12 protein-coding genes and 1 pseudogene are annotated in these 25,899 nt (G+C 47.4%); 1 reads left to right on the plus strand and 12 read right to left on the minus strand.

Going from position 1 to position 25,899, the window contains the following annotated elements; translation table 11 throughout:
* Nucleotides 1-21: 21 nt before the first annotated feature.
* Nucleotides 22-1,311: an ATP-binding protein gene (locus AAAT87_RS08070; protein ID WP_349226150.1), complete on the minus strand. Its 1,290-nt coding sequence runs from the start codon at nt 1,309-1,311 to the stop codon at nt 22-24.
* A gap of 188 nt (nt 1,312-1,499) precedes the next feature.
* On the opposite strand from AAAT87_RS08070, the gene AAAT87_RS08075 reads away from it, so the two are divergent.
* A complete protein-coding gene (locus tag AAAT87_RS08075) occupies nt 1,500-1,706 on the plus strand; it encodes a PD-(D/E)XK nuclease domain-containing protein (RefSeq protein WP_228112829.1) in 207 nt (68 codons plus the stop codon).
* A gap of 52 nt (nt 1,707-1,758) precedes the next feature.
* Here AAAT87_RS08075 and AAAT87_RS08080 read toward each other — a convergent pair whose 3' ends face one another.
* The 11 genes and pseudogenes from AAAT87_RS08080 to AAAT87_RS08130 all read right to left on the minus strand — a co-directional run bounded on the left by AAAT87_RS08080 (nt 1,759) and on the right by AAAT87_RS08130 (nt 25,852).
* Complete coding sequence (locus tag AAAT87_RS08080) at nt 1,759-2,691, minus strand: family 43 glycosylhydrolase (protein ID WP_296972761.1); 933 nt, start codon at nt 2,689-2,691, stop codon at nt 1,759-1,761.
* Nucleotides 2,692-2,962: 271 nt separating this feature from the next.
* Nucleotides 2,963-4,651, minus strand: coding sequence for an arabinan endo-1,5-alpha-L-arabinosidase (locus AAAT87_RS08085; RefSeq protein ID WP_349226151.1), 1,689 nt, complete (start codon nt 4,649-4,651; stop codon nt 2,963-2,965).
* 649 nt (nt 4,652-5,300) lie between these two features.
* A pseudogene (locus AAAT87_RS08090) lies at nt 5,301-6,743 on the minus strand (hypothetical protein); the annotation flags it as partial.
* An 85-nt stretch (nt 6,744-6,828) separates the two neighbouring features.
* Entirely contained in the window at nt 6,829-8,586 is a 1,758-nt protein-coding gene (locus AAAT87_RS08095) for a RagB/SusD family nutrient uptake outer membrane protein (protein ID WP_295023804.1), read from the minus strand.
* 54 nt (nt 8,587-8,640) lie between these two features.
* Entirely contained in the window at nt 8,641-11,844 is a 3,204-nt protein-coding gene (locus tag AAAT87_RS08100) for a SusC/RagA family TonB-linked outer membrane protein (protein WP_349226153.1), read from the minus strand.
* 335 nt (nt 11,845-12,179) lie between these two features.
* Entirely contained in the window at nt 12,180-15,158 is a 2,979-nt protein-coding gene (locus tag AAAT87_RS08105; protein ID WP_349226154.1) for a two-component regulator propeller domain-containing protein, read from the minus strand.
* Between the two features lie 122 nt (nt 15,159-15,280).
* Nucleotides 15,281-17,206, minus strand: coding sequence for a glycoside hydrolase family 13 protein (locus tag AAAT87_RS08110; protein ID WP_349226155.1), 1,926 nt, complete (start codon nt 17,204-17,206; stop codon nt 15,281-15,283).
* 52 nt (nt 17,207-17,258) lie between these two features.
* On the minus strand, nt 17,259-19,229 hold the full coding sequence (pulA, locus tag AAAT87_RS08115) for a type I pullulanase (protein WP_349226156.1): 1,971 nt from the start codon (nt 19,227-19,229) through the stop codon (nt 17,259-17,261).
* A gap of 145 nt (nt 19,230-19,374) precedes the next feature.
* Entirely contained in the window at nt 19,375-21,510 is a 2,136-nt protein-coding gene (locus AAAT87_RS08120) for a glycoside hydrolase family 97 protein (protein WP_153090646.1), read from the minus strand.
* Nucleotides 21,511-21,727: 217 nt separating this feature from the next.
* Nucleotides 21,728-24,403 carry a 4-alpha-glucanotransferase gene (locus tag AAAT87_RS08125; RefSeq protein ID WP_349226157.1) on the minus strand — a complete coding sequence of 892 codons (2,676 nt, stop codon included), beginning with the start codon at nt 24,401-24,403 and terminating at the stop codon, nt 21,728-21,730.
* A 135-nt stretch (nt 24,404-24,538) separates the two neighbouring features.
* Nucleotides 24,539-25,852 (minus strand): MFS transporter, encoded by a 1,314-nt coding sequence (locus tag AAAT87_RS08130; protein ID WP_298532718.1) that lies wholly within the window; start codon nt 25,850-25,852, stop codon nt 24,539-24,541.
* Nucleotides 25,853-25,899: the final 47 nt, after the last annotated feature.

The raw sequence follows: 25,899 nt of genomic DNA on the forward strand, positions 1-25,899 counted from the left end.
ATTATTATTTTTCTCTATTTTTCAATTTTTTCTCTTCCCCATTTCCACAACCCAATCATATACCGGTCGTATCTTGATGTCAAGACCTTTTTCGGTAACTTGGTTGTACTCATGGTCGGTGAGCAGCAGCAAGTCGGCGCATTGCGTCTTGCGATGAGCCAGAAGCAATCCCTCAATCTCCCGTTTGCGAGTCTTGGGTGAAGAAATGTCATACGATACCTGAATGGCTTGTTTCACCTGATTGTTTTTGCAAACCACGAAATCGCATTCTCCCGAGCGGTCGCTCAGGTAATAGATATCATACCCCTGCGGCTTATAAGTTCTAACCAGCTGCAGATAGACGCTGGTTTCCAATCTCCATCCCAGGTTCTCTCCCGCCAGAGCATTATCTCGCTGATCCATCAAAGCCACATCTATCGGATACACCTTCTCCTGGGTTATCCTCATCTTGCTCTTGGCAGAATACTTCTGAAGCCCCAGCAGCAGATAAGCCTGCTTCATATAGCCGATATAATTCTTGATGGTATGCTCCGATTTTACCCCCAGTGTAGCCGACAGTTCCGAAGAAGACACGATAACCGGAGCCACATTGAGCAAATGATGAGCCAACTGCTCGAAGGTGGCCTGATAGGTTATCTTGAAACGCTGTTCGATATCTCTCTGCAGAATATTGCTTACCAGATTCTTCACATAATTCTGGTGTTCGCCGATAACGAGCAGTTCAGGAAATCCTCCCTGTTTCAGATAATGATCAAAGGCTGCTCTCCTGAACGCCTGTACCTTGGTAGTCATTCCTTCCGTATCCACCTCTTTCATCAGACAATACTCATAAAAGGAGAATGGAAACAAAAGTATCTCCTTGCAGCGCCCCGAGAGATGAGTAGCCAGGTCGCTGCTCAGAAGTTTGGCATTAGAACCTGTTACAATGACATGCATCCGCCTGCGAAGCATGCGATTCACGAAAAGGTGCCAGCCCTCGATATTCTGTATCTCGTCAAGAAACAGATAATTGAAATCACCATATATCTTATACAGTACTTCCAGAACATCGTTCAAATCTTCTGCCTGTATGTTAGCCAACCGCTCATCGTCAAAATCTACATAAGCGTATTTCACACCTGCTTTCTCCAATGCCTGGAAGCATAGAGTAGATTTGCCGCTACGGCGCACACCTATCACGACCTGAGCCTGCGTACTGCCCAAGTCTATCTGCGCCTCTTCTGGTCGATGACACAAAGTTTCGCCTCTACGTATCTCCAGTTCTTCCTGCTGATCAGCAAGAATCTGTTCTAAGTTTCTCTTATCCAGCATAATAACACTTACTTTTTCTGGATGCAAAGATAAGAAAAAATAATAAGGAATGCCTTATTTTACAAGTTTTTAACTACACAGAACGCCTTATTTTACAAGTTTCTGGATTTTAGAATGCCTTATTTTACATATTTCAGGGTATTCCGAATGCCTTATTTTACAAAACATTTTATTTTTAACCATTATGCTTGGCTAATTCGGATTTTCTTTGTAACTTAGCAGCGCACTATATCCGCACAGAGGTAAAGAGTGCCGAGGAGGCTTTGGCACAGATAGACGAAAAAGGCTATATGCTGCCATATCATACAGAAGGCAAGCGGCTGGTAAAAATCGGTATCAGCTTCGACAGTACCCAGCGTACTATCAGCGATTGGAAGATTAAGGAAGAAGGATAAAGAAAAAAATAACACGGACAAATTGATTTTGTCCGTGTTTAAAAAATATATCTTATTCCAGTGTCAGCCACCCATCTTCCGTCCAGTTGATTTTCTTCTGAACCAGGATGCTGGCACCATTCTTCGGCACGCTGTAACCATGGCAGAAGAAGAAATCGCCATCGGGGAAGGAGTAGGCAGAGCAATGACCCATCGCCTCATATTCCTTCTTGTCGCCTTCCAGCAGCAGGGTGCCACCGCCTTCTCGCATATCCTTTCCATCCTTATCCAGATAAGGACCAGCCACCTTCCTGCTCCTGCCTACGGCAACACGATAGCTACTCTTCATACCCTGGCAGCAGTAATCCCAACTGACGAAGAGATAGTAATAACCACCATGCTTCATGATGAAAGGAGCCTCGATGGCATTGGTGCCGGCATCACGGGAGGTAGGATTGGTAGGCACATCCATCTGATTGAGCGCATAACGGCGGGCAATGGTCTGAGGCTTGGCGCCCTTCTTCACATGCATCGTCTTCTTGTCTAAAGGAATAAGCTGGATACCATCCCAGAAAGAACCCCAGGTAAGCCAAGGCTTTCCCTTCTCATCAATCACAAAATTCGGATCAATGGCATTCCAGTTGTCTCTACCACCCTTTGAAGATATGAGGCAGCCCTCATCCTTCCATCCATCAGTATCGGCGAGCGAAGAATTGCTCAGCAATCCGATGGCAGAAGTATTCTTGCCAAAGGTAGAACAGGAATAAGCCATATACCACTTATCCTTATACCTGATGACATCCGGTGCCCAGGTATGACTTTCATATCCCGGTACACTATCGTGCGTCCATGCCGGAAAAGCACCACGAGCCTCATCCTTCAATACACCCTGCGGATTCAGAGTCCAGTGCTGGCGGTCGGTAGAAGTCATCTGAGCCACTCCATGACCCGTGCAATAGAGATAGTACTTGCCATTCTCGTAAGCCATCACAGGATCATGAACCATTGGTGAATCCACCACAACCGGCTGTGAAAGAGCCGTCTGCGCCTTTGCGGAAACGGCAGAAACGGCACAAGCCGCCACTAAGGGTATAGAGAGAGCCCATACTCTTATATCTTTAATCAAAAAATTTTTCATACGTCTTTTTGTTACTGTTTATAGGACTACTTACTAAGTTGAGTTATTAAAAAAGGGAGCTGAATGCTTCACAGCTTAGCTCCCCTTATGACTGTTAAAAAACCGCAGATGCGGTCAAACTTAAAACTAACTAAAGATCTTAATTCTTCTTTCCCCAATAGCTTCTGTTGCCACTCACACCCGAGTAAACAATGGTAACCTTGCGAGGACTTGCCTCCCAATCTACCTCACGCTGAACCTTCAGCTTGGTAGTACCGATGGTCAATGTGTTGGAAGAAGCATCGAAGCTCCATGCCTTGACATTGCTCCAGGCAGAACCACCCTCCATCACGCCATTGCTGCTGAGCTTGAAGGTCTTGCTGGTCTTCTGCTTGCCATACTCATAAGAGAGTTCGATACCTTCCCAGGTTCCCTCCAGTTCGCTGGCGGTGATTGTCGCCTGTGGAACAGCTCCATAACGCTCAGGCATCACGACTGGCCATCCGTTGCTATCCCACTGGATAGAACGCACGCCACCCATCATGATGGCATTGCTGGCTGCAATACCTGCAACATTGGCAGGCATACGCTGCTGGGAAACATAATACCAGTTGCCTGCACCATCATCGAATACGGCACAGTGGCTGATACCTACCCAACCGCTTCCTGCGCTGAACTTGTAAGGATGAGTCAGCACGGTAGGTTCCTCATTGGCACCCTTGGCAGCATCGGTAATCTTACTATTCATGGTCTCATACGGACCATCCACGTTCTTGGAACGGAGCACACGGGTATTGTAAGGAACATCCAGGGCATCGTAAGCAACGAAAAGATAATAATAGCCATCATGATATACAATCTCTGGAGCCTCGGAACCCTGCCAACGGTTATTCAACGTACGGGTAAAGATGGTCTTTCCGTAAGCAGCGATATCATCGGCTGTACCCCATGGGTTAGGCAAGGCTGCCTTGGTCTTACCCGTATTGGCATCAAGCTCCACAGCCGCGAAACCACTGTGCCAGGAACCATATATCAGCCAATGCTTTCCTTCTGGAGTGATGACGTAAGTAGGGTCGATGGCATTATACTTGAAATAGCAGTTTGCCCAATCATCTGATCTTACCTTGAAATTCAATCCCTTGTCAGAAGCGTTAGTGATGACATATCCCTTATCTTCCCATTTGTTGGAAGCCGGATCGCTGGTCTCCATCAGTCCGATGAAGGCGCGTTCACTCCAGGTTCCGTCACCATTGATGGTACCAGGACAGGTGATGGCATAATACATACGGTAGAGATGGTCGTTGACCTTGCGCACGCATGGAGCCCAGAAGCCGAAGTCCAGGTCATTGGCGAAATAGCTGTCAGGACGTTCAGCCACTCCCATGCCTTTGCGGAATTCATTGAGTTTTGTCTTTACCCAGGAAGGCAAGCCCACCATGGTGGCTCCTACAAATTCCCAATCTACGAGATTCTTGGAGCGGCGGCAGAAGAAGTGTCCGTGCTTGTTGCTGTTGCGGATATCCTTCTGATGTTCATTGCCATAGCTGGCATCAGTCTGATACATATAATAATATCCATCAGATGCCTTCACCACCGTAGGATCGTGCATATTGGCAAGATTCCACTTCGAGCGCTGTGTCCAGGCAGCCACCGATGTATAATTATCACTATAGATAGGACATTTGTAATTAGCCAGTTCCTCTGCTGTCTGATCACCAGGAGTTGGTGTAGGGGTTGGAGTCGGTGTAGGAGTTGGATTCACAGGAATCTCCGGATCATCACTGCTACTGCTGCATCCTACCGCCAGCGTACAAGCCAGCAAAAGGGCAAATATATGAAGCTTTTTCATTTTTCTTTTCGTTTAGTTAGTTTTATTATCTTCTTTTCTGAAAAAAGGCAGACCTATGGGAATGTGTTTCCGCATAGGTCATGCCTTATCATACTATTTCAAAAATCTCTTATCTGCGATGTGCACGTGAGTAATGCTTGCGTGCTGATACAAATGAAGAATTGGCAAATGGCAAATCGAATACCAGATGAGCCTTCTCCATGGTGAGCTTGAACGCCAGGTCATTGGCATCGATATTGTTGATGCCATTATAGGTCTGGGTGTAGGTTACACCATTGTTGCCTATCATGGTTGCCTTGATGTTAGCTGTACCATTACCTACATTGGTTACAGAGAGCTGAACCTTGGCACCATCCATGGCAGCAAGCCAAGCACCCCAGTCTTCCCATGAGCAGGCATGAGTACATGCATCATATCCAGTACCCCAACCGTAGTTGTCGGCACGAACTACAGCATACTCCTTATCGTTTGCCTTGTTGACAAGAACTGCTACAAAGTTGAACCAGTTGGAACCACCAGCTGTGTAGTTGACAAACTGAGTAGAAACGGTCTTTCCTGCAGGAACATCAAACACTTTAGAGAGAGCGCCTAAGAAAGCAGAAGTATTGTCCTCATTACCGATGACGGTATCAAACTCCAGGTGAGCCTTCTCAAGAGAGAGCTTGACAAAGAAATCGTTGGCATCTACGCCAGAGATTCCAGTGTAGCCCATGTGATACTTATGACCATTGGCTGCAACGATATCGTACTTGATATCTACTGTGCCATCACCATTGTTGGTTGTATAGAGAGTAACCTTGGCGCCATCCATGTCAGCGAGCCATGTAGCCCAATTTTCAGGAGCACCGAAAGGAGTTGCCTTACCTTCGTAAGCAGTACCCCAACCGAAGCAGTCGGCACGGGTAACACCGTATTCTGTTCCATCACCGTTTACCATTACAACGAGGAAGTTTTCCCAGTTATTACCACCATTGGTATAGTTGGTAAACTGCATCACCTGAGTCTCATGAGGAGCTACCTTTACTGGATCTGACAGAACACCGAAGAATGGAGTTGAGTTGTCTGTAGCACCCAGGCAGTTGAACATCTTATCTACCACGTTGAACTGAGCCTGACCTGCGATAGGAGTACTGCAGTTCTCGTTCTTGAATGTCTTGTTATAGATAGCAACGAGTGTCTTCACACCTACCTGATCCATATTAGGAACAGCCACGAATCCGAGTTCAGCAGCAGGAACCTCCTTGGTGATACCTGTCTCGAATGTAATGGTAGCAGAAACGTTGGCCATTGCATCCTCAAGAGATGTACCTACCAAAACCTTCTTAGGAACAGAGTGCAACTCCATAGAAAGAGGCTGCTTATCCTCTGCAGAAGTGAAACCACCGATAGGTTCGAGGTTAGACTGGAGGAAGTTGATGTAAGAACCTTCCGGTACAAGGAATGCACGGATGTTGGTATCGCTTGCATCAGGATTGAGATTTGGAAGAGGGGTTGACTGCTTGTAAGTCTTGGTTACAGTACCGTTGGTAATCTTGACGCTGAAAGCATTAGGGTCTGAACGGTCAACAGTAAGAACCACAGTACCACCGAGCTTCTGTACACCTTCATCGGTATCAGTATCAAAAGTAAGAGTACTTACTACACCACTTCTGTCGATATAGTCACCCCACTCAGAGTTACCGCTAGGCTGATTATCGAAACGGATAGCTCCATACTCCTTATAGTTAGCGCCACCACGATCATCATCACTAGCAAGGATGAGGGCGAAGTTCTTGAAGGTATTAGGAGCCGATGGGTTGATGTTCAGATTGAACACGGCATTCCAGGTCTTGCCCTCAGGTATGACATAATACTTAGAGAAGGCTGTCCAGAAACCAGAAGAATAGTCAGTAGCACCAACGGTGTAAACATCCTCCTCACCTTCTGGCAATGCATTTTCATTGCCCTTAGCAGCATTGATGGAGTCAATCTTCTCTGAAATCCAATCAGGAGAGTTAACACTGAACATGTCACTTCCCTCGCATCCTGTCAATGCTGTCAAAGCCATTGCTGCCACGCAGAAGACAGATGCTATTTTATTTAGGTGTTTCATATTTTATATATTCTATATTGTAAATATATGATTTTCAGGTTATCTCATGGGCAGGAGATGCTGCACCATGAGATAAGCCATATTGTTATTTGCCCAAGTTTACTACTGGGTGAACTGTCCAGCCTCTACCGAAGAAATCAGTAGAGTTGTCTGTATTGGTATTCGCAGAGTTACCAGTCAGGTTAGGGTTATCGTTCAGCAAACCCTGATAGATTGGCAGGAACTCATGACCCGGTACGTATGTATCGTAAGAACTCTTCAGCTCAGGATCAACACCTACCAAAGAGTAGCTTACCGGCTCCTTTGCCTTGTATGGAGAACGACGGAAGGTTCCGTGCTCCTTCAACTGAGCCAAACGACCCTGATCATAGAAGAATCCCCAACGGATCAGGTCGTAACCACGACCATACTCGCAACCGAACTCCTTAGGACGCTCTACATTGGCAATCTGCTCGAAGAGCTTATCCTTGGTATCGAAATCAGAGAGGCTCAGATCCTTCAGGCTGGCACGCTCACGAACCTGATTGATCCAGTCGATAGCCTGCTGTGTAGGACCATTTACCTCGTTCTCGCACTCTGCAGCACGAAGCAATACATCTGAGTAACGCATCATACGGAGGTTGATACCGCAATGAAGACCTGTAGTTACCTTGTCATAAAGGTTAGTACGGAAATTAGTCCACTTAGCGATAGGGAGACCACCATAGTTGTTGTTGGTGACGATGGTATCATTAGGAGTCATTTCACTCTTGTAAGCTACATTGCCATTCTCGAAACCAATCCAGTCAGACTCGTAGGTACCGATAGTCCAGTAGAGACGAGGATCGAGCTTGCCATCCTTGGTACGCTCCTGCTTGAAGAGGTTGTACAACCATGGAGATGCAGAGAGGTCTGCCCATCCACCGAATCTTCCTGGAGCGAAGTTAGACTCTACGGCATGACCCTGTGTAGCGTTAGGACTGGTATTGACAGGAGTCCACTCATCATCCACACCCTGTGAACCGTAGTCGAGATACTGAATCTCGAAGAGGCTCTCGTCGTTGTTCTCGTAAGCAGAACCCTCACGGAAGTTGTCGCCATAGTTAGCCATCAGCTTGTAAGAGCCATACTTCTTGTTCATGATGTCCTTGAGTACAGTGAGCGCATCGCTATACTTATGGCGCAGCATCAGAGTACGGGCATAGTAACCGGCAGCGGCACCGCAGGTAGCACGACCCTTTGCCCACTCGCCACCAGCATCACGGGAAGGAAGAAGTGTCATCGCCTCTGCGAAATCCTTCTCCACCTGGTCGAGCACATCATCGTAGGTACTGTTCTTGCCATAGAGACCATCCAGAGAAGAATAGTTGGCATAATCAGTAATCAGTGCAGGATTCTGGTAATATCCTGCCAATGTATAGTATGAATAACCGCGGAGGAAGAGAGCCTGTCCCTTGATGCGCTTCATACTTTCGCTGAGCGAAGCATCATCACCTGTGGTACGTGAAAGGATGAAGTTACATACATTAATAGTATAGTAAGCCTCACGCCAAGGCCACATGGAGATTTCATCTGTCACTGGGTCGTCCATGTCATCGAAAGGCATATACCATACCTGTGATGAGTTCCATACCTCATCGCCACGTGTCACATCGAGGGTATAACCCACACGTGCCGAAGAACCTTCCATACGAATATGGTTGTATGCTGCAATAACGCACTCTTCCAAATCATCAGCATTGAAACCGAAGGTTCCGGTGGTCTGCTGGTTAGGATTGGTAACATCCAACTTGTCCTCGCATGAGGTGGTAGCCATTGCACCGAGGCCAAGGAAGAGAGCTAATGATAATTTATATAGTTTCATATCAAATGTTCTTTTAAATAATAATTCTCGTAGTTTTCCTTATCTCTTAAACTATTAGAATGTGAAGTGGAGACCTGCCATAAATGTTCTGGCACTTGGGAAAGAGCAGAAGTTGTAACCTGGGGTAAAGGTACCACCGGCATAGTCCACATTATATCCATGATAGCCTGTGAAAGTGTAGAGGTTCTGTGCTGATACATAGAGACGTACGCCACTGACATATCCACCAAACCACTTGTCTGGGAAGTTGTAGCCCAATTCTACGTTGGCAATCTTCCAGTAAGCAGCATTCTGAATCTTGCGAGAGCAGAAGAGGTCGTTCCATGCCAATGTTGCATTGTTGGCAGCGTAGGTACGTGGAACACTTGAAAGGTAGGTACCATCCTCTGACCAGCGATTGGCATCCAGCATGCCTACTTCCTTGTTACCATAGCCGTAGCAAGAGTTCAAGCTATTATAGATATCATCTGATACATGATAGTTCAATACTCCGTAGGTAGAAATATTGAGGTCGAAGCCCTTATACTCCATATGGGTGCTCAAACCGAAGTTCACCTTTGGAAGACCACTGCCCAATACAGTCTGGTCGTATGCATCGATTACGCCATCAGGAGTTCCTTCTGGACCAGAAATATCCTTATAGAGGCAATCACCTACATTAACACCCTGCTGGGTAGCGTGGTTGTCGAGATCTGCCTGTGTACGGGCAATTCCCTCGTAAACCCAACCATAGAACTGACCGATCTCCTGACCTACGTAGGTAGCGTATGCACCAGAGATGTAAGAGTCCTTACCGATACCCAGAGAAGTTACCTTGTTTTTCAAGGTACTCAAATTGGCACTGATGTCATACTTGAAGGCGTGGTCACGGTTGCGATAGGTTGCGCTGAACTCGAAACCACTGTTCTCCATAGAGGCAGCGTTCATGGTTACAGAGGTGTTGGATACACCAGTCTGTGCAGGAACAGGAACAGAGTAAAGCAAGTCTTCTGACTTGTTCTTATACCACTCAGCAGTGAACTCCAGGCGGTTGTTGAACATCGCGAGGTCGATACCCACGTTGGTAGTCTTCTTCTTCTCCCATGCGATATCGTTGTTCACGAAGGTAGAAACGGCAGAACCGGTTACAGGACTGTTGCCGAAGCTGTAAGTCATGTTGTTACGGTTCATGGTAGCCATATACTGGTACTCACCGATATTCTCGTTACCGAGCTCACCATAGCTGGCACGAATCTTGAACATGTTAACGATATCCTGACTGATTGGGAAGAACTTTTCCTTATCGAAGCGCCAGCCCAAAGATACAGATGGGAAGGTTGCCCAACGGATGTTCTTACTCAAGCGGGAGCTACCATCACGACGTACTACTGCAGAAATCAGGTACTTCTCAGCATAGTTATAGTTCAAACGGCCTACGTATGATGCCAGACTATGCTTATACTCGTATGACTCTGAGTAAGTGTTCTTGGCATTCTGAAGCTGGAGGAAGTAAGGCTCAGTGAAGTTGATACCCCAACCTGTCAAGAGGTTGGTATTCTCTTCCTCGTAAGTCATACCAGCGAGCAGGTTGATATTGTGCTTACCGATTGTTCCATTGTAGGTAATGGTATTCTCAACCAAGGCGTCGCTGTAGTTGCGTGAGCCCTTGGTAAGGCGCTCATTCTCCTTGGCAAGATATACACGGTTGCTCTGAATCCAGGAAGGAATCCAGGTCTTATCCTTTGCCTCTGTCTTGCTGTAAGAGAGGTTTACATTATAGTGAAGACCATGGTTCTTGCTCTTGATACCTACCATACCCAAGAGATCAACATCAGCAGAAGCAGTACCTACGAAGCGGTCAACCAAGGTGTTGCGCTGCAGGAGGTTATTAACCAGCAATGGGTTGGATGCAGAGATGTCACCATGTACGCTGTCATAGTAAACACCATAACCGTATGCATCGTAGCGATAACCGTTGGCTGCACCTACCTTGTCATCGAGAACCCATGTTGAGTTATCGTAAGCCTTGATGGTTGGCTGCATCAGAAGTGTACCACGGAGCACGTTGGTTACATCACCATAAAGACCCTGGACATACTCTGAGGCATTGGAAAGACCCATGTTGTCCTGGTTAGAGTGAGAATAAACCATGCTGGTGCGGAACTTCACGAACTTGGTATCCATGGTGTTGTTCACACGGGCTGTATAACGCTCGTAGTTAGGACCTGCACCCTGCAATGTACCCTTCTGGTTATAGTAGTCGAGAGATACATTATAAGTACTGTGAGAGCTACCACCGCTGAGGGCTACGTTGTGGTTCTGGCGGATACCAGTCTTGAACACCTCATCGAACCAATTTGTGTTGGTTGCATCCTGGAAGTGATACTTGCCATCCTCGCCCATCTTGTAACCACCAGGCAGAGGAGTGTTGGAGTTAGAGCAAGCCTGACCCAGATAGTTGCTATACTGGTCGGCATTCATCACGTCATATACATCGCTAGGAATCTGGTCAACACCGAAGTAACCAGAGTAGTTCACCTTCAGAGGCTGGTCTTTCTTACCATTCTTGGTTGTGATGATAACGACACCATTAGCTGCACGAGAACCATAGATGGCACCCGCAGAAGCATCCTTCAAAATCTGGATGGTCTCAATATCATTAGGAGAGAAATCACGGATAGTGGTACCCATTGGCACACCATCGATGACATAAAGAGGAGCTGTGCTACCGAAAGAACCGATACCACGGATACGTACGCTTGGGTCGGCACCTGGCTGACCATCGGATGTAATCTGCACACCAGCTACCTTACCTTCGAGCATAGTAGAGATGTTGGAGTTAGACACCTTCTTCATCTCCTCAGCATTGACGATAGCTACAGAACCGGTAAGGTCTGCCTTCTTCTGGGTACCATAACCCACTACGACAACCTGTTCGAGCAACTGGTTGTCTGAAGAAAGCTGGATAGGTTCGAGGATCGCACGGCCGCGAACGGCAATCTGGCGCTCCTTGAAGCCCAAATAGCTAACCAAAAGAGTAGCGTTAGCTTTTACTTTGATCTCGAAGTTACCATCGAGGTCAGTTACAGCACCGGTCTTGGCATCCTTGGTCTTCACTGTTGCACCAATCAGAGGTTCGCCCTGATCATCTACAACCTGTCCCTTGACTGTAATCACCTGGTCCTGTGCTACAGCAGCCATAGCGGTCATCGGGGTTACGAAAGAAGCACCACCGACAGCTCCTAGGCATAGCATCATAGAGAATAATTGTTTCCTCATTGCTTAAAACTTTTTAGGTTTATGATTTTGTTTATTCTAATTTTCTATGGTTTGTTAATTTTCAAACGGTTTGTTTGTTACCGCAAATCGGTTTGATCGTTAATTTTCGGTGGCAAAAGTACAATTAATCACTATTAAGCAGGTGGACAAACGTAAATAATAGGTGGACAAAATGCGTAATCTGCCGATTTTTACATAATTTACGCACTTTTTCCACCATTTATACAACCCCATAGGTGGATTTAACAAAAAGGAACAAAAAACTAGATAAGCTAACATACAAACAAAAAAATCGCTTGACGCAGGTCAAGCGATTTGATATAAATACATACTCATTATTTCATTTCCTTCTCGAGAGATTCCTTGAAAGCGGAAGGCGATTCTCCATATTGCTTGGTAAAACAACGGGTAAAATACTTCGGATCATTGAAGCCCACACGATAGGCTATCTCCGTGATGTTCCGGTTTGCCACATTTTCTGTAATCATCTTCTTTGCGATGTCAAGACGATAGTTGCGGATAAACTGGGCGGTAGGCTGACCAGCCTCAGCATTCAGCATCTTACTGAGCACACTGCGGTTCATACGCATTTCATCAGCCAACTCTTGCACACCGAACTCCGAGTTATCGTAGTTCTTTTCCATCACCTCCATCACGATATCCATAAACGGTCGCTCCTTTTCAGCTACCTGTTTCCTGTCAGCCTCTATCGACTTCTTCTGACTATCCTGATAGCGCTTCTGGTTCTCCAGAATCATCTGGATGCGACTCTGCAACTTGCCCGGTTCATCACTATCCTTCAGAGCAGCCTCTATCGGACGATAGAGTTCCTCCACCTCGCGTTCGCGCATCTTCTCCAGTCTGCTGGTATAGATGTAGAGCAGGAAGGCGATGAAGGCTATCACCATCAAGGAGACAAACCACCAACTCTTCCAGAAATAAGGAGTTACCTTGATATCCACGGAGATAACCTGCTCCTTATCGGAATCAAAGGAAGGAATATATTTCACTTCAAACTGATAGCTACCTGCCGGCAAGGTAGAATAGCGCACACTATGTTGTCCCGGTTGGAGCTGAACCCAATCGTTCTCATAGCCCTTCATGCGATAGAGATATACACCCTGACTATCGTTGCCATAATTCAAGGCAGAAAAGAAGATCGTAAACGACTTGTCGCTCTCATGGATGCACAACCTTTTGGCAATGGATATATCATCGTCCAGATAATCGCTGCCGGCAAACACCGGCTGATTATCAACCAGAAGTTCAGTAAAGCGCAGCCTTGCTGCGTTATGAACTGCATGGTTCACACCCGTAACAGCCATCAATCCCTCATCGGTACCCAGATAGATCTTATCCTTGGCATCACGGATGGCGCCATTGAAATAGAACTGCGAACTGAGCAGTCCGTCCTTACGGGAATAATTGCTGAAGGTCTCGGTCTTCGGATTGAAGATGGAGAGTCCATTATCCGTGGCTATCCACAACATACCCTGGTTATCCTCTACAATACCCTTCACGGTATTGTTGGCTAATCCATTATTCGTGGTAAAGGACTTCACGTATGTCTTTCCCTCCTTATTATAATTATAGCAATACAAGCCGTAGCCATTGCTGCCCAGCCAAATCTTGCCATCCTTCGCCAGACAGAAAGAGAGAATCTTGTCTATCACTCCACTCTTTGGATCATCTAACTTATATTGATGATACTTGACTGCGAAATCACCTTTTCCAGGGATACGCGACTTGAGGTTAATCTCTACCATACCCTGCACACATCCCATCAGGAGCTTGCCATCTCGGGTAATCAGGCTTCCGATGCAACCGCGCACATTCAGACAGCCCCTGAAAGGCTCTATCAACTGCTGCCGCTTCAAATCGTAGAAGAAGAGACCATCATTGGTTCCCAGCCACATACCATCATTGATCGGATCATACACCAGCACTCCTGCAAAATTCAGGAAAGGCTGATGCTTGGCATCTACCACAAGAGGAATGATCCTGCCCGGCTGCTGGAGATTCATCACAGCAATGCCCGTACCCCAGGTGCCTATCCACAGATTCCCCCGGTTATCGGCAGCAAGCGTGGAAACACTGTTGTGGGGCAAACCGGAATTTGCCATCGTATAATGGGTAAAGTTCCTGCTGCCAGGAGCCAGAGCATTGAGTCCGCCCTCTACGGTTCCTACCCACAGGGTGCCATCCGGGGCTGCATACATCGCATTCACCGCATTCGGAGAAAGACTGGCTGGATTCGCTGCATCGTGCTTGAAAAATTCCAGTTGCAACTGGCGTGGTGCCAACTTGGTGATACCACCCGTTTCGGTACCTACCCAGATCTGTCCATCCTTAGCCAACAAGCTGTTTACAAAGTTGCTACTCAACGGATTCACACTGCTACAATTCCAATGCTCGATCGTACCAGTCTTATCATCTATAATATCCACACCACAGAGGGTACCCACCAGGAGCTTATCATCCTCTGTGATGGCAAGACTCGTTACCACCTCATGCTGGAGTGAATGAACTGTGCCTGAAGCATGAAACTCCTGCTTGGCACTATTATACAAGCCACGGTTGGTTCCCAACCAGATTTTTCCATGATAAGAAATGACGGCTCCCGCATATCGGTAATCAAGCGGTAAGAACATAGAACTGATGTTCTTTGCCGCCAATCTGTTGTTTTGAACAGAGAATTCACTCACTACTCCATTGTTACACATCACCACCGTGCCATTGCGATACACATCGCAAAGGCCGAGGTCAGGAGCTTTGTAAGGGTAGCTGATGGACAAGACACGATTCACCTCCCCCTTCTCATTGAAGGAGATTCGGGTTAGGAGATTGAAAGATACCATCCATACATTGCCCTTTGCATCACAATACATTCGGGTGCAAAGATTCTTGAGTGCCTTGTAGAGCTGAGCTTCTACTTTTTCATTCTCACAAGGTGGAATGATGGGCTGCATCGTTTTGAGGTCGAGCACCTGCGGACCTTCCTCGAAAGCTATCCAAAGGCGCTTGAAATGATCTTCATACACATTGCGGCAGCTATTGCTTCGCAGACTGATACCGGATGAGCCCAGATTGAAGTTCATATAATTGAATCCATCATAACGTACCAGTCCACCGCCATGTGTACTGATCCAGACGAAACCGTATGAATCCTGGAAAATATCATCCGCAAAATTATTAGGCATTCCTGCCGCCATATTGAGATAGCTTACATTAAAGCGACTAGGAAGGCTGCCTTGCGCAAAACTGCTCAAGGTTATGAATAATGCTGCTATCAGGGAAAGAATGTATCTAGTCATTAATTTCTTTTATACCATCTGCTTGCAAAAGTACGAAGAATATTTGAAACAAAAGAATAAATACAAGAAAAAAGCGCCTATCAGTGTAAAAATACACCGTTAGGCACTTTCTTGAGTTTTTTCTAGAATTCGAGTATCATAGTCTGGCGAGGACGAAGCTTCACGTTCTTGTTGATCAGAACGGTGCGGCCATTTGTTACATCTGTAGCCTTCTCAGCTTTGCCGATAATCTCAGCATAACGGGAAACATTCAGTTCGTTGGCTTCCTTCTTGCCATTGATGATGGTCATCACGTTCTTTCCCTTATACTGGCGGGCAATGACATACACACCTTTCTGTGGACAGAACTGGGTCTGCTTGCCTTTGGTGATGACCTCGTTGCCCTGACGCCAATGCAATAATCGGCTGAGCCAGTCGAACATCTGGTTTTCAGCCTGTGTTCTTCCTTCGGCAGTAAAGGCATTGTGCTTGTCACCTGCCCAACCTCCAGGGAAGTCCTTGCGGACATTGCCATCGGTTACGCTCTTGGTACCATTCATCAACACCTCGGTTCCGTAATAGAGCTGTGGGGTGCGGTTGACGGTGAGGAGAAGTGCCAGCGCCTGCTTCAATACCAGGGTATCCTTGCCTTCACCCAGGAAGCGGTCGGTATCGTGGTTCTCTACGAATGCCATCACGCTCTTTGGGTTCGGATAGAGATAGTCGTAACAGAACACGTTGTAGATGCGGTTCATGCCGTTCCACCAGTCATCAGTCTCCTCGTTCTTCGCACTGTTGATGCGGTCGAAGAAGGCGAAATCCATCACGGTTGGCAGATAACTGTTCTTTTCAGAGAGCTTGCTATCCTTTTGCCAGGCAGCAGTATAGGCAGGCTCGGTTACCCAAGTCTCGCCCACGGTATTGAAGTGAGGATATTCCTCGCCCAGTACCTTCATCCAGTGTGCCATCGCATCACGGTCGGCGTATGGATAGGTATCCATGCGGATGCCGTCGATGCCCACGGTCTCTATCCACCACTCACTGTTCTGAATCAGATACTTGATGACGTGCGGATTGCGCTGGTTCAAATCTGGCATAGATGGAACAAACCATCCATCCACGGTTTCTGTAAGATCTACCTTGCTGGCGTATGGATCGAGCACAGGAGTCAACTTATAACTGGTCTGCAGATACTTGTCGTTTACCTTGGCAGCACCATCCACGGTACCTATCTTCTTCTGATGCTCAGGAGTCTGATTTTCCGGAGCAAGCCATTCTGGAGCATTGAACCAATCCTTTGATGGCATATCGGCTACCCAAGGATGATCGAAACCGCAATGGTTGAAAATCATATCCATCACCACCTTCAATCCCTTCTTGTGAGCCTCAGCAGTAAGCTGCTTGTACTCCTCGTTAGTACCGAAGCGTGGATCTACACGATAATAATTGGTGGTAGCATAACCATGATAGGTACTGTTCTTGCCATCATTAGGACTGTCGTTCTCCAAAACCGGAGTAAACCACAGGGCAGTTACGCCCAACTGGTTGAAATAATCCAGATGCTGGCGGATTCCCTCCAGGTCGCCACCATGACGAAGACTTGGCGCCGTGCGGTCGCAGGTCTTGTCACGCATGTTCTTGAATGCATCGTTCTTCAGATTGCCATTGGCAAAGCGGTCGGGCATCAGCATGTAGAGCACATCCTCGTTAGAGAAACCGATGCGCTTGTCACCCGCCATCTCGCGGTTTTTCAACACGTACTTCACCTTCTTCGACTGCTTGCCCTGCTTGAAGTTGAGCGTCATCTCTCCTGCCTTGGCACCATCGAGATTGAGATACACCAGCAGGTAGTTAGGAGAATCGAGGCGGGCGATGCTATCCACCTTCACACCCGGATAATCTACCGTAACATCGGCATTCTTGATATCCTTGCCATACACCATCAGCTGGAGCGAAGCATCCTTCATGCCCACATACCAGTCGGTAGGTTCAATGCGGCTTACATTGACTGCCGCATTCATACTTATTGCGCTACCCATAAACACTAATGAAGCTATTATCTTTTTCATATTTTACACCTTATTATATATATAGACTATTCTTCACCTTATTATATATAGACTATTTCTGATAAAGAATCAAGGCAGACTGAGGGGCAACCTCAACTTCCTTGCCAGAGATGAAGCCCAGACCTTCCTCGTTGATGACACCATTGCAGCAAGCCACAGTGTAATTGCCCTCAGGAATCAGCATCTTCTTTGCCTGCTTGTTGAAATTATAGATGACTACGATATGCTTCCAGGCATCAATGCCCTCCAGGCTCTTGAGCTGGAAACCTACGAGGCAAGTCTGCTTGTTGCCATTGGCATCCTGACTAGGCAGAAACTCCAGATGCTGACGCACCTTATCGCCTGTAGAAAGACGGAAGGCTGGATGGTTCTTGCGGAGCTGAATCAGATTCTTATAGAAGGTGAATGCCTGTGGATACTTCTGCAGATTGGTCCAGGTAAACTGGTTGATGCTGTCTGGAGAATTGAAACTGTTATGCACTCCCTTCTTGTCTCGAAGCATCTCCTCACCGGCAAGGATGAAAGGCACACCCTGCGAAGTGAACACACAGGTCTGGGCAAGCTGGTCGATGCGGAGCAATTCGGCAGTACGCATCTCTTCAGAGATTTTCTTGTCTGTCAGGGATGGGATGCTCGCCTTCAATCTATCTACCAAGCACATATCATCGTGGCAGCTTACATAGCTGATCTGCTCGGTTGGGTTGTTGGTCCAAGGCTTCTTGTCATAGTTCACCTTGGTCATATCTACCTGCGGATGAGCAATGCCACCCACGATACCGAACTTCAGACTCTCCTCCTCGCCAGGAAGACCAGCCAGGAGCGCACCCTTATGGTCATCAGAGAAAGGACCACGAAGAGCATCACGCATATCATCGCTGAAGGCACCGATGCCATTGAGCTGATGGGTATTCGCCTTCATGGCGAGTTTCTCGGTAGGATAAGCGCAGCTGCCTGCACTCCAGCCCTCACCATAGATATAGATACTAGGATCGATGCGGTTAACCATCTCACGGATAGCCTGCATGGTCTCGATATCGTGAACACCCATCAGGTCGAAGCGGAAGCCATCGATATGGAATTCATCAATCCAGTACTTCACGCTCTCCAGCATAAACTGGCGCATCAAAGGCTTTTCAGAAGCTGTCTCGTTGCCGCAGCCTGAACCATCGCTATACTTACCCTCCTTGGTCTTGCGATAGTAATAATCAGGATAGGTACGCTGGAAGTTGCTGCCATTGATATCGAAGGTGTGATTATACACGGCATCGAAAATCACTCGGATGCCAGCCTTGTGAAGCGCCATCACCATCTCCTTGAACTCCTTGATGCGGGTTCCCGGAGCATACGGGTCGGTACTATAACTACCTTCCGGTACATTATAGTTCTTCGGATCGTAGCCCCAGTTGAACTGAGGCTTGTTGAGCTGGGTTTCATCTACGGATGCGTAATCGAACACCGGCTGGAAATGGATGGCATTGATGCCGAGGTTCTTGAGATATTCGATAGCCTTAGGCTCTGTGAGGGCGAGATACTTGCCCTGATATTTCAAACCCGATGTAGGAGAAACGGAGAAATCACGCACGTGAAGCTCGTAGATAACGAGGTCGGCTGGCGATTGGATGGCAGGACGCACATCCTTGTCCCATCCCACAGGGTCAGTATCATAGAGATCAACGATAGCGCCACGGTTTCCATTCACACCTACCGCCTTGGCAAAGGTTCCCGGCGTTTCGCCCTTACCGATATCGAAGGTATAGAACTTACCTTTCAGATCGCCCTTCACGGTAGCTCCCCATCGTTCATCGCCCATCTTCTTCATCTTCAGCGTCTTGTAAGCCTTACCTTTTTGTCCATCCTTATAAAGACGGATGGTAACAGAAGACTTGGCTGCTGTTGGGGCATTGAGAACGAACATGGTTTTCTCCTTGGAATACATCATCTCATTGAATGTCTGCTGAGCACTCAATGAAGTTGGTAATATCGATGCTGTCAATGCTGCAATTATTAGTTTCTGAATGTTCATATTATTTAAGTTCTTGTTAGTCATTAAACTATAGTTATAAAACTGTAGTTTTAAAATGGGAAAAGGAATTCAAGAGAAATCAGGAAATCATCCTCATAACACGAGGTTATGGTCTTATCCCTGACATCTCTCAAATTCCCAAAAATTATTTAGCGAGCAGTGAGATGGCGAAACCACCACCACGTGCTTCATTAATCTTCAAGACATCACCCTTCTTCACTGTCTTGTGGATGATCTGGTAAGATTTAGGATTCTTCTCGTAATCGGCATTCTTGCCGTCCTGATAGATGGCGCAAGCATACTTCTTGCCCTTATCGAGGAAGTCGAGCTTTACTACGGATGTACGGGCAGCATCTGTCTTGCCACCAACAAACCAGTTATCGGTGCCCTTAGCCTTGCGGGCTACGGTGATATACTTAGCTGGCTCTGCCTCCAGGTACTTGGAGTCGTCCCAGTCGCAAGCTACGTCGCGGATGAACTGGAAGGCATCGTCGTACTTCTCATAATGCTCTGGAAGATCGGCCGCCATCTGCAGCGGACTGTACATGACGAGATAGAGAGAAAGCTGACCACAGAGTGTGGTATGAACATAGCTCTTGTTGTTGCTCCACTCTGAAAGCTTGGTCTCGAAGATACCAGGAGTATAATCCATCGGACCACCCTGCAGACGGGTAAAAGGCAACATCACGGTGTGATAAGGCTTGCTGCCGCCAAATGCCTCGTACTCTGTACCACGGGCACTCTCGTTACCCACCAGGTTAGGCCAGGTGCGGCAGATACCAGTAGGACGGGTTGCCTCGTGGGCATTTACCATGATATGATGCTTGGCAGCTGTTTCAACCACACGCTGATAGTGATTGTTCATCAACTGGCTGTAGTGATACTCACCCCTTGGGATGATATCGCCCACATAACCGGTCTTCACAGCATCATAGCCATATTTGTTCATTAGGTTGAAGGCATCCTCCAGGTGGCGCTCGTAGTTGAGAGCAGCAGAAGAGGTCTCATGGTGCATCATCAGCTTCACGCCCTTGGAATGAGCATAGTCGTTGAGCATCTTGATATCGAAGTCAGGATATGGAGTTACGAAATCGAAGACATCGAGCTTCTGATGGCCGAACCAGTCTTCCCAACCTTCGTTCCAGCCTTCTACCAGCACCTCCTGCAAACCGTTCTTGGCTGCAAAGTCGATATAGCGCTTTACTTCCTCGTTGGTTGCACCATGGGTACCATTAGGCTTGCACTTGCTGTAATCGGTTACACCGAGACGAACAGATGGCAGGTCGTTGGTATAGCTCCAGGTCTTGGTGCCAACGATCATATTCCACCATACACCGCAGTACTTGGTAGGATGAATCCATGAAGTATCCTCGATCTTGCAAGGCTCATTGAGATTCAACGTCAACTTGCATGAAAGCATATCACGGGCATCATCGCTTACCATCACGGTACGCCAAGGAGTATTGAATGGAGTCTGGATGAATCCCTTTCTGCCTACGGCATCAGGAGTAAGCCAAGACTCGAAGGTCAATGTCTTCTCATCGAGGTTGAGGTGCATGGTTGGATAATCCAGACAGGCAGCCTCGTGGATATTGATATAGAGTCCATCCTTGGTCTTCATCTGGAGAGAGGTCTGAACGCCGGTATCCGAGAAGACGGTGGTAGATGAATTGCTCTTGTAAGCTTCACGGTTTTTCGCAATAATTGGGCGGATACCTGTCAACGGAGTAATGTTGTAGTCATACTCCTGGGTATCGTAATCACCAGGAATCCAATAGGCAGTATGATTGCCTGCCATGGCAAACTGTGTATGTTCCTCCTGAATCACGAAATAGTTAAGGCTTTCCTGCTGAGGGAACTCATAGCGCAAACCCATACCATAATCATATACGCGAAAACGGATAGTGATGTTACGCTTGGAAGATGCCTGATTCAGGTTTACCTCCATCTCGTTATAGTTGTTGCGGATGGTAGCAGTCTCACCCCATACAGGCTTCCAGGTCTCATCGAAGGTCGATGTCTTGCTACCGGTCTCTGTGAAACCATCCATCAGGCTGGTTTCTTCCATGCCCTTAGAGGCATGCTTATCCTTAGCCAGCTCCAATCCGAGATGAGATGGCTTGCACACAGTCTTTCCCTTATAGCTCATCTCGTAGGTAGGCTGTCCCTTTTCGGATAAAGAGAAAGTTACCGAGACGTTGCCGTTAGGCGACTTGACGGTCTGGGCTGCTGCCAACATCGGGAGCAAGAGACCCATCACTAATAAATTCAGTTTCTTCATTCTGTTTACCTATTGTTTATTCTTTTGTTTATTCTTTAGACTTTAGGATATAGCAGCACCGGCAATCAGGAAAACAGCTTCCGTTGCACGCACTTGCATTATTGCTTGCAAAGATACGAAAAACAAAAATACCCTCCTAAAAATAGAAGGGTATTTTGATGTATAACAATGTGCAAACGGTTGCACGCCTTCATTCCTTGTTTGAAGAGTCACCCGCTTAATTGCGTCCGCCCTGTGCCACAAGCTCTGTAATGTTAGCCATAAACTCCTTGTTGGCAGCCAACTCCTCCAGACTGAGGTGCATGCGATAGCGCCAGTAGTGCTTTGGATTGGCTGGGATGTTGATGCGCTCGGCATCAGCATCCGGCAGACGGAGCTTCTCATCAATGGCGAGCCAATCCTGTACGCTCAATACGCAGAGCATGGATGGAGAGGTCAGGTGGCGGGCGATGATGTCTCTTGCCAACCAACCTGGGAGCGGATGAGGAGCTGGTCCCTCACGATAGAGCATCGTGTTGTAATACTCCTGGGTGCGGGAGATGTTCTCGTCCCACCACATACGCAAGGTTGGCATATCATGGCTGGAGATGGTGCAGACTGAGCGGTATGGATTACGGCTCAGATGACCAAACTTAACCGTTGGATCCTTTGGCATGCTCTGGAGTTCCAAGCTCAGAATCTTCAACTCATTCATCACCCATGGTACGCAATCAGGCACCATACCCAGGTCTTCGGCACAAACCAGCATACGGGTAGCCTGAACCAGCTTAGGCAACTTCTTCATCGCCTCGCCATACCAGAACTGGTTGTTGCGACGGTAGAAGTAGTCGTTGTAAAGGCGGTTGAACGCAGCCTTGTCGTTATCATAGAGCGACTCGTAGATGAAGTCGAGCTGTGCAGAGATACGTGGGTGGAAGAGCTCAGGATCCTTATGGTCACGCACAAAGAGCACATCGCTGATCAGGGCATACAAGCCGTCACGCAACCAGATTTCCTTCTCATCAGTTACATCCTGGAAGAGAGCCTCTACCTTGCGCTGGGTATCTACCTCAGGCTTCATCTGATAGCGCTCCTCATCCAGACGGTCGAGATACTTCTCCTTCACTTCGTCGGCACGCTCATGGAACATACGGTCCAATACCCAGTCGGTAATGAACGGACGGGTGAAGCGGTCCTCCTGGAAGTTCAAGCCGTAACTCTGGATCTCACCACGGGTCATGGCGAGAGCTGGCGCAAACTGTCCGAGCAAGCCATGCACGCTATGCACAGGGATTTCCCAAATTCGGAAGAAGCCGAGCACGTGGTCGATGCGGTAAGCATCAAAGAACTTCGACATATTCTGGAAGCGGCGGGTCCACCAGAGGCAGCCGTCCTTCAGCATTTCATCCCAGTTGTAGGTAGGGAATCCCCAGTTCTGTCCGTTTACGGAGAAATCATCCGGTGGAGCACCCGCCTGACCATTCAGGTTGAAGTACTTAGGCTCCATCCAAACATCGCAGCTGTGGCGATGCACACCGATAGGAATATCACCCTTCAGGATGACACCCTTAGCCTTGGCATGCTCATGTGCCTCCTGCATCTGCTTGTTCAGAATAAACTGCACGAAGTAGAAGAACTCCACGTTCTGGTACGCCTTGGTTTCAGGGTTGGTCAAATCCTTGCGCTCAGCCTCATCCCAGACATTATGGTCTGGCCACTGAGAGAAGTCGGCAGTGCCATTCTTGTCACGCAGGTAAGAATACTGTGCGTAAGGCACGAGCCACTGTTGCGTTTCCTGAAAGAAAGCCTTGAAATCGGCTCCCGACATCATCTCTTTACCTTCCTGTGCAAATATCTGTTGCAGATAATCCTGCTTGAAATCATTCACCTTCTCATAATCAATCTGATGCAAGGCATTGAGTTCCTGGCGGGTCTTCTCTGCCTTTTCGCAAGCCTTCTTGTCCTTCAATGCAGGTAAGGCATTCAGATCGGCATACATCGGATGGATAGCAAAGACGCTGATGCAGCTATATGGATAGCTGTCCGTCCAGGTATGGGTGATGGTGGTATCATTGATTGGCAGAAGCTGAAGAACCTTCTGACCGGTAGATGCCACGAGATCAATCATCGTCTTGAGATCGCCAAAATCGCCCACACCGGCACTTTTCTCACTGCGCAGAGAGAATACCGGCACCTGTGTTCCGGCAAGCTTGCGGTTCCAGTGAGCAAAGAAAGCCTGGTCAAGCTCATAGGAAATCATATCACCCATCTTCATTTCCGGCAGGACGATACTTCTGTTCATGCCTGTCTCCCAGAGGAGTCTGTCTTTTTTGTGATTGATGGCAACAAACTTCAGTTCCAGATGATTGGTCTGCAAGGCACTGGCATCAATATCCACAACCCACTCACAGAAAGAATGCTGCACCATAGGAATCACCTTCTGAGAGTTCCAGGCTCCCAGAATATTGTCAGATCCTATCACACCCAGGCTTTCGCCATCACGAAGCTGAGGAGCACGAACAATGAAACGCACTACCTTGCTGTAATTCTGAGGCTCCATCTGGGCTACAGCCTGATGGTTGATGCAATCAGTAAAGGCACTGCTATAGAGATAAGCATCCTCTGGAATCACTTTCCAATGGTCGTAGAGGGTAACGTCCTCACATCGGGTGGATGTCATATCCAAGCGATGCTTCAAGAGTAACCATTCTGTTTTACAAACTATGCCATCACGCTCTACACTATAATAATAGGTATATTCAGTATCTGGTTGTTCTACACTCCAATCGAGCGACCACTTCTCTCCATTGAGTGTCGTCATCGGGAGCTTCTGTATTGCTTTCTCCCTTTGGATGTTCAGGACAATCTGCTCACCGAACACCGTTTTGTATTCAAGATTAAAATGTAACGTCATAAGTCTTCATCTAGAAGTTAGTTAATATTTTATTTTCGTTGCGAAATTAGCAAAAAAAAGTAAAACCTTGCATTTCTTTCAAGATAAATACGAAAAAAGCGAATGCAATCGGTTGCACACGTTTCTTTGCTACACTTATTTTTTTACTTTGATAATTCCAACAGACAAAGCACCGGCAATAAGCAACACGCCAGCCACAATCATCATATCGCTCTGATGAGAACCAACAAGACCCAGAATAGTACCACCGCAGATGGCAGCCACAATCTGAGGAATACAGATGGTTCCGTTGAACAAGCCCAGGTAAGCGCCCATGTGACCATAACCCTGCAGAGCATTGGTCACGAAAGTGAAAGGCATCGCCAACATGGCAGCCCAGCCGGCACCAATCATCAGGAATGGAATAAACTGCAGATACTGATCATGCAGGAATGGGATGAGAGCGAAGCCCACACCACCTATAATCAAGCTCACACTATAAGCCATCTTGGTATTCTTGAACTGAGGAAGAACCACTGCCCAGAGCACACTACCTACTGCCTGAACGGCAAAGAGGATGCCTACCCAGTTGCCTGCCGCCTGGAACTCTGCCGACTTAGGATCGGTGGTATTCCATACGGTCTCGGCGATGGCACCTGTAGAATAGTTCCAGAGATAAAGGAAAGCAGCCCAACAGAAGAACTGAACCAGTCCCACCTTCCAGAAAGTAGAAGGTGCATTCTTCAAGAGGGTAATCCAGTCTGCCTTGCCCTCTTCTTCCTTTTCCACCTCGCCAGCTACACCATTATAGGCAGCATACTGCTGAGGATTCCACTCCTTCACCTTCATCGTGGTATAGATGACACAGAGGATGAGGATGGCAGCGCCCACGTAGAACGACCATATTACAGAATCAGGCACCACGCCCTCTTCGGCAACATTCTTGATACCCAGGAAGGTAAAGAGGAATGGAAAGATATATCCGGCTACAGAACCGGCATTGCAGAGGAAACTCTGGATAGAGTAAGCCTTTGCCTTCTGCTTCTCGTTTACCATATCGCCTACCAGCATCTTGAAAGGCTGCATCGCCATATTGATGCTCGTATCGAGGAACATCAGGGCAATCAAGCCGAAGAGCATCGCACCACTTACCGTCAGACCGAGAGAACCGGAATTCGGCAGCAGGCACATCACGAGTACGGCTACCGTGGCTCCCACAAAGAGATAAGGGATGCGGCGACCAAAACGGCACCAGGTCTTGTCACTCAATGTGCCGACAATAGGCTGTACAAGGATTCCCATCAATGGAGGGAGAATCCAGAAATAACTCAAGTTGTGTGGATCAGCACCCAACGTTGCAAAGATTCGGGAGATGTTGGCGCTCTGAAGAGCGTAGGCAATCTGTACTCCGAAAAATCCGAAGCTCAGGTTCCAGAGCTTCCAGAAACTTAAATCAGGTTTTTGTGTCATATTGTTATACTTTGAATTTTGAACATTGAATTTTGAACTTTATGATT

Source organism: Segatella sinensis, from assembly GCF_040095255.1.
GTDB lineage: Bacteria > Bacteroidota > Bacteroidia > Bacteroidales > Bacteroidaceae > Prevotella > Prevotella sinensis.

Bases quoted from the DNA above. Each gene is read 5' to 3' on its own strand.
- AAAT87_RS08125 (WP_349226157.1), bottom strand. From the start codon at position 24,403: ATGACGTTACATTTTAATCTTGAATACAAAACGGTGTTCGGTGAGCAG.
- AAAT87_RS08095 (WP_295023804.1), bottom strand. From the start codon at position 8,586: ATGAAACTATATAAATTATCATTAGCTCTCTTCCTTGGCCTCGGTGCA.
- AAAT87_RS08085 (WP_349226151.1), bottom strand. From the start codon at position 4,651: ATGAAAAAGCTTCATATATTTGCCCTTTTGCTGGCTTGTACGCTGGCG.
- AAAT87_RS08130 (WP_298532718.1), bottom strand. From the start codon at position 25,852: ATGACACAAAAACCTGATTTAAGTTTCTGGAAGCTCTGGAACCTGAGC.
- AAAT87_RS08100 (WP_349226153.1), bottom strand. From the start codon at position 11,844: ATGAGGAAACAATTATTCTCTATGATGCTATGCCTAGGAGCTGTCGGT.
- AAAT87_RS08080 (WP_296972761.1), bottom strand. From the start codon at position 2,691: ATGGTTCATGATCCTGTGATGGCTTACGAGAATGGCAAGTACTATCTC.
- AAAT87_RS08105 (WP_349226154.1), bottom strand. From the start codon at position 15,158: ATGACTAGATACATTCTTTCCCTGATAGCAGCATTATTCATAACCTTG.
- pulA (WP_349226156.1), bottom strand. From the start codon at position 19,229: ATGAACATTCAGAAACTAATAATTGCAGCATTGACAGCATCGATATTA.
- AAAT87_RS08120 (WP_153090646.1), bottom strand. From the start codon at position 21,510: ATGAAGAAACTGAATTTATTAGTGATGGGTCTCTTGCTCCCGATGTTG.
- AAAT87_RS08070 (WP_349226150.1), bottom strand. From the start codon at position 1,311: ATGCTGGATAAGAGAAACTTAGAACAGATTCTTGCTGATCAGCAGGAA.
- AAAT87_RS08110 (WP_349226155.1), bottom strand. From the start codon at position 17,206: ATGAAAAAGATAATAGCTTCATTAGTGTTTATGGGTAGCGCAATAAGT.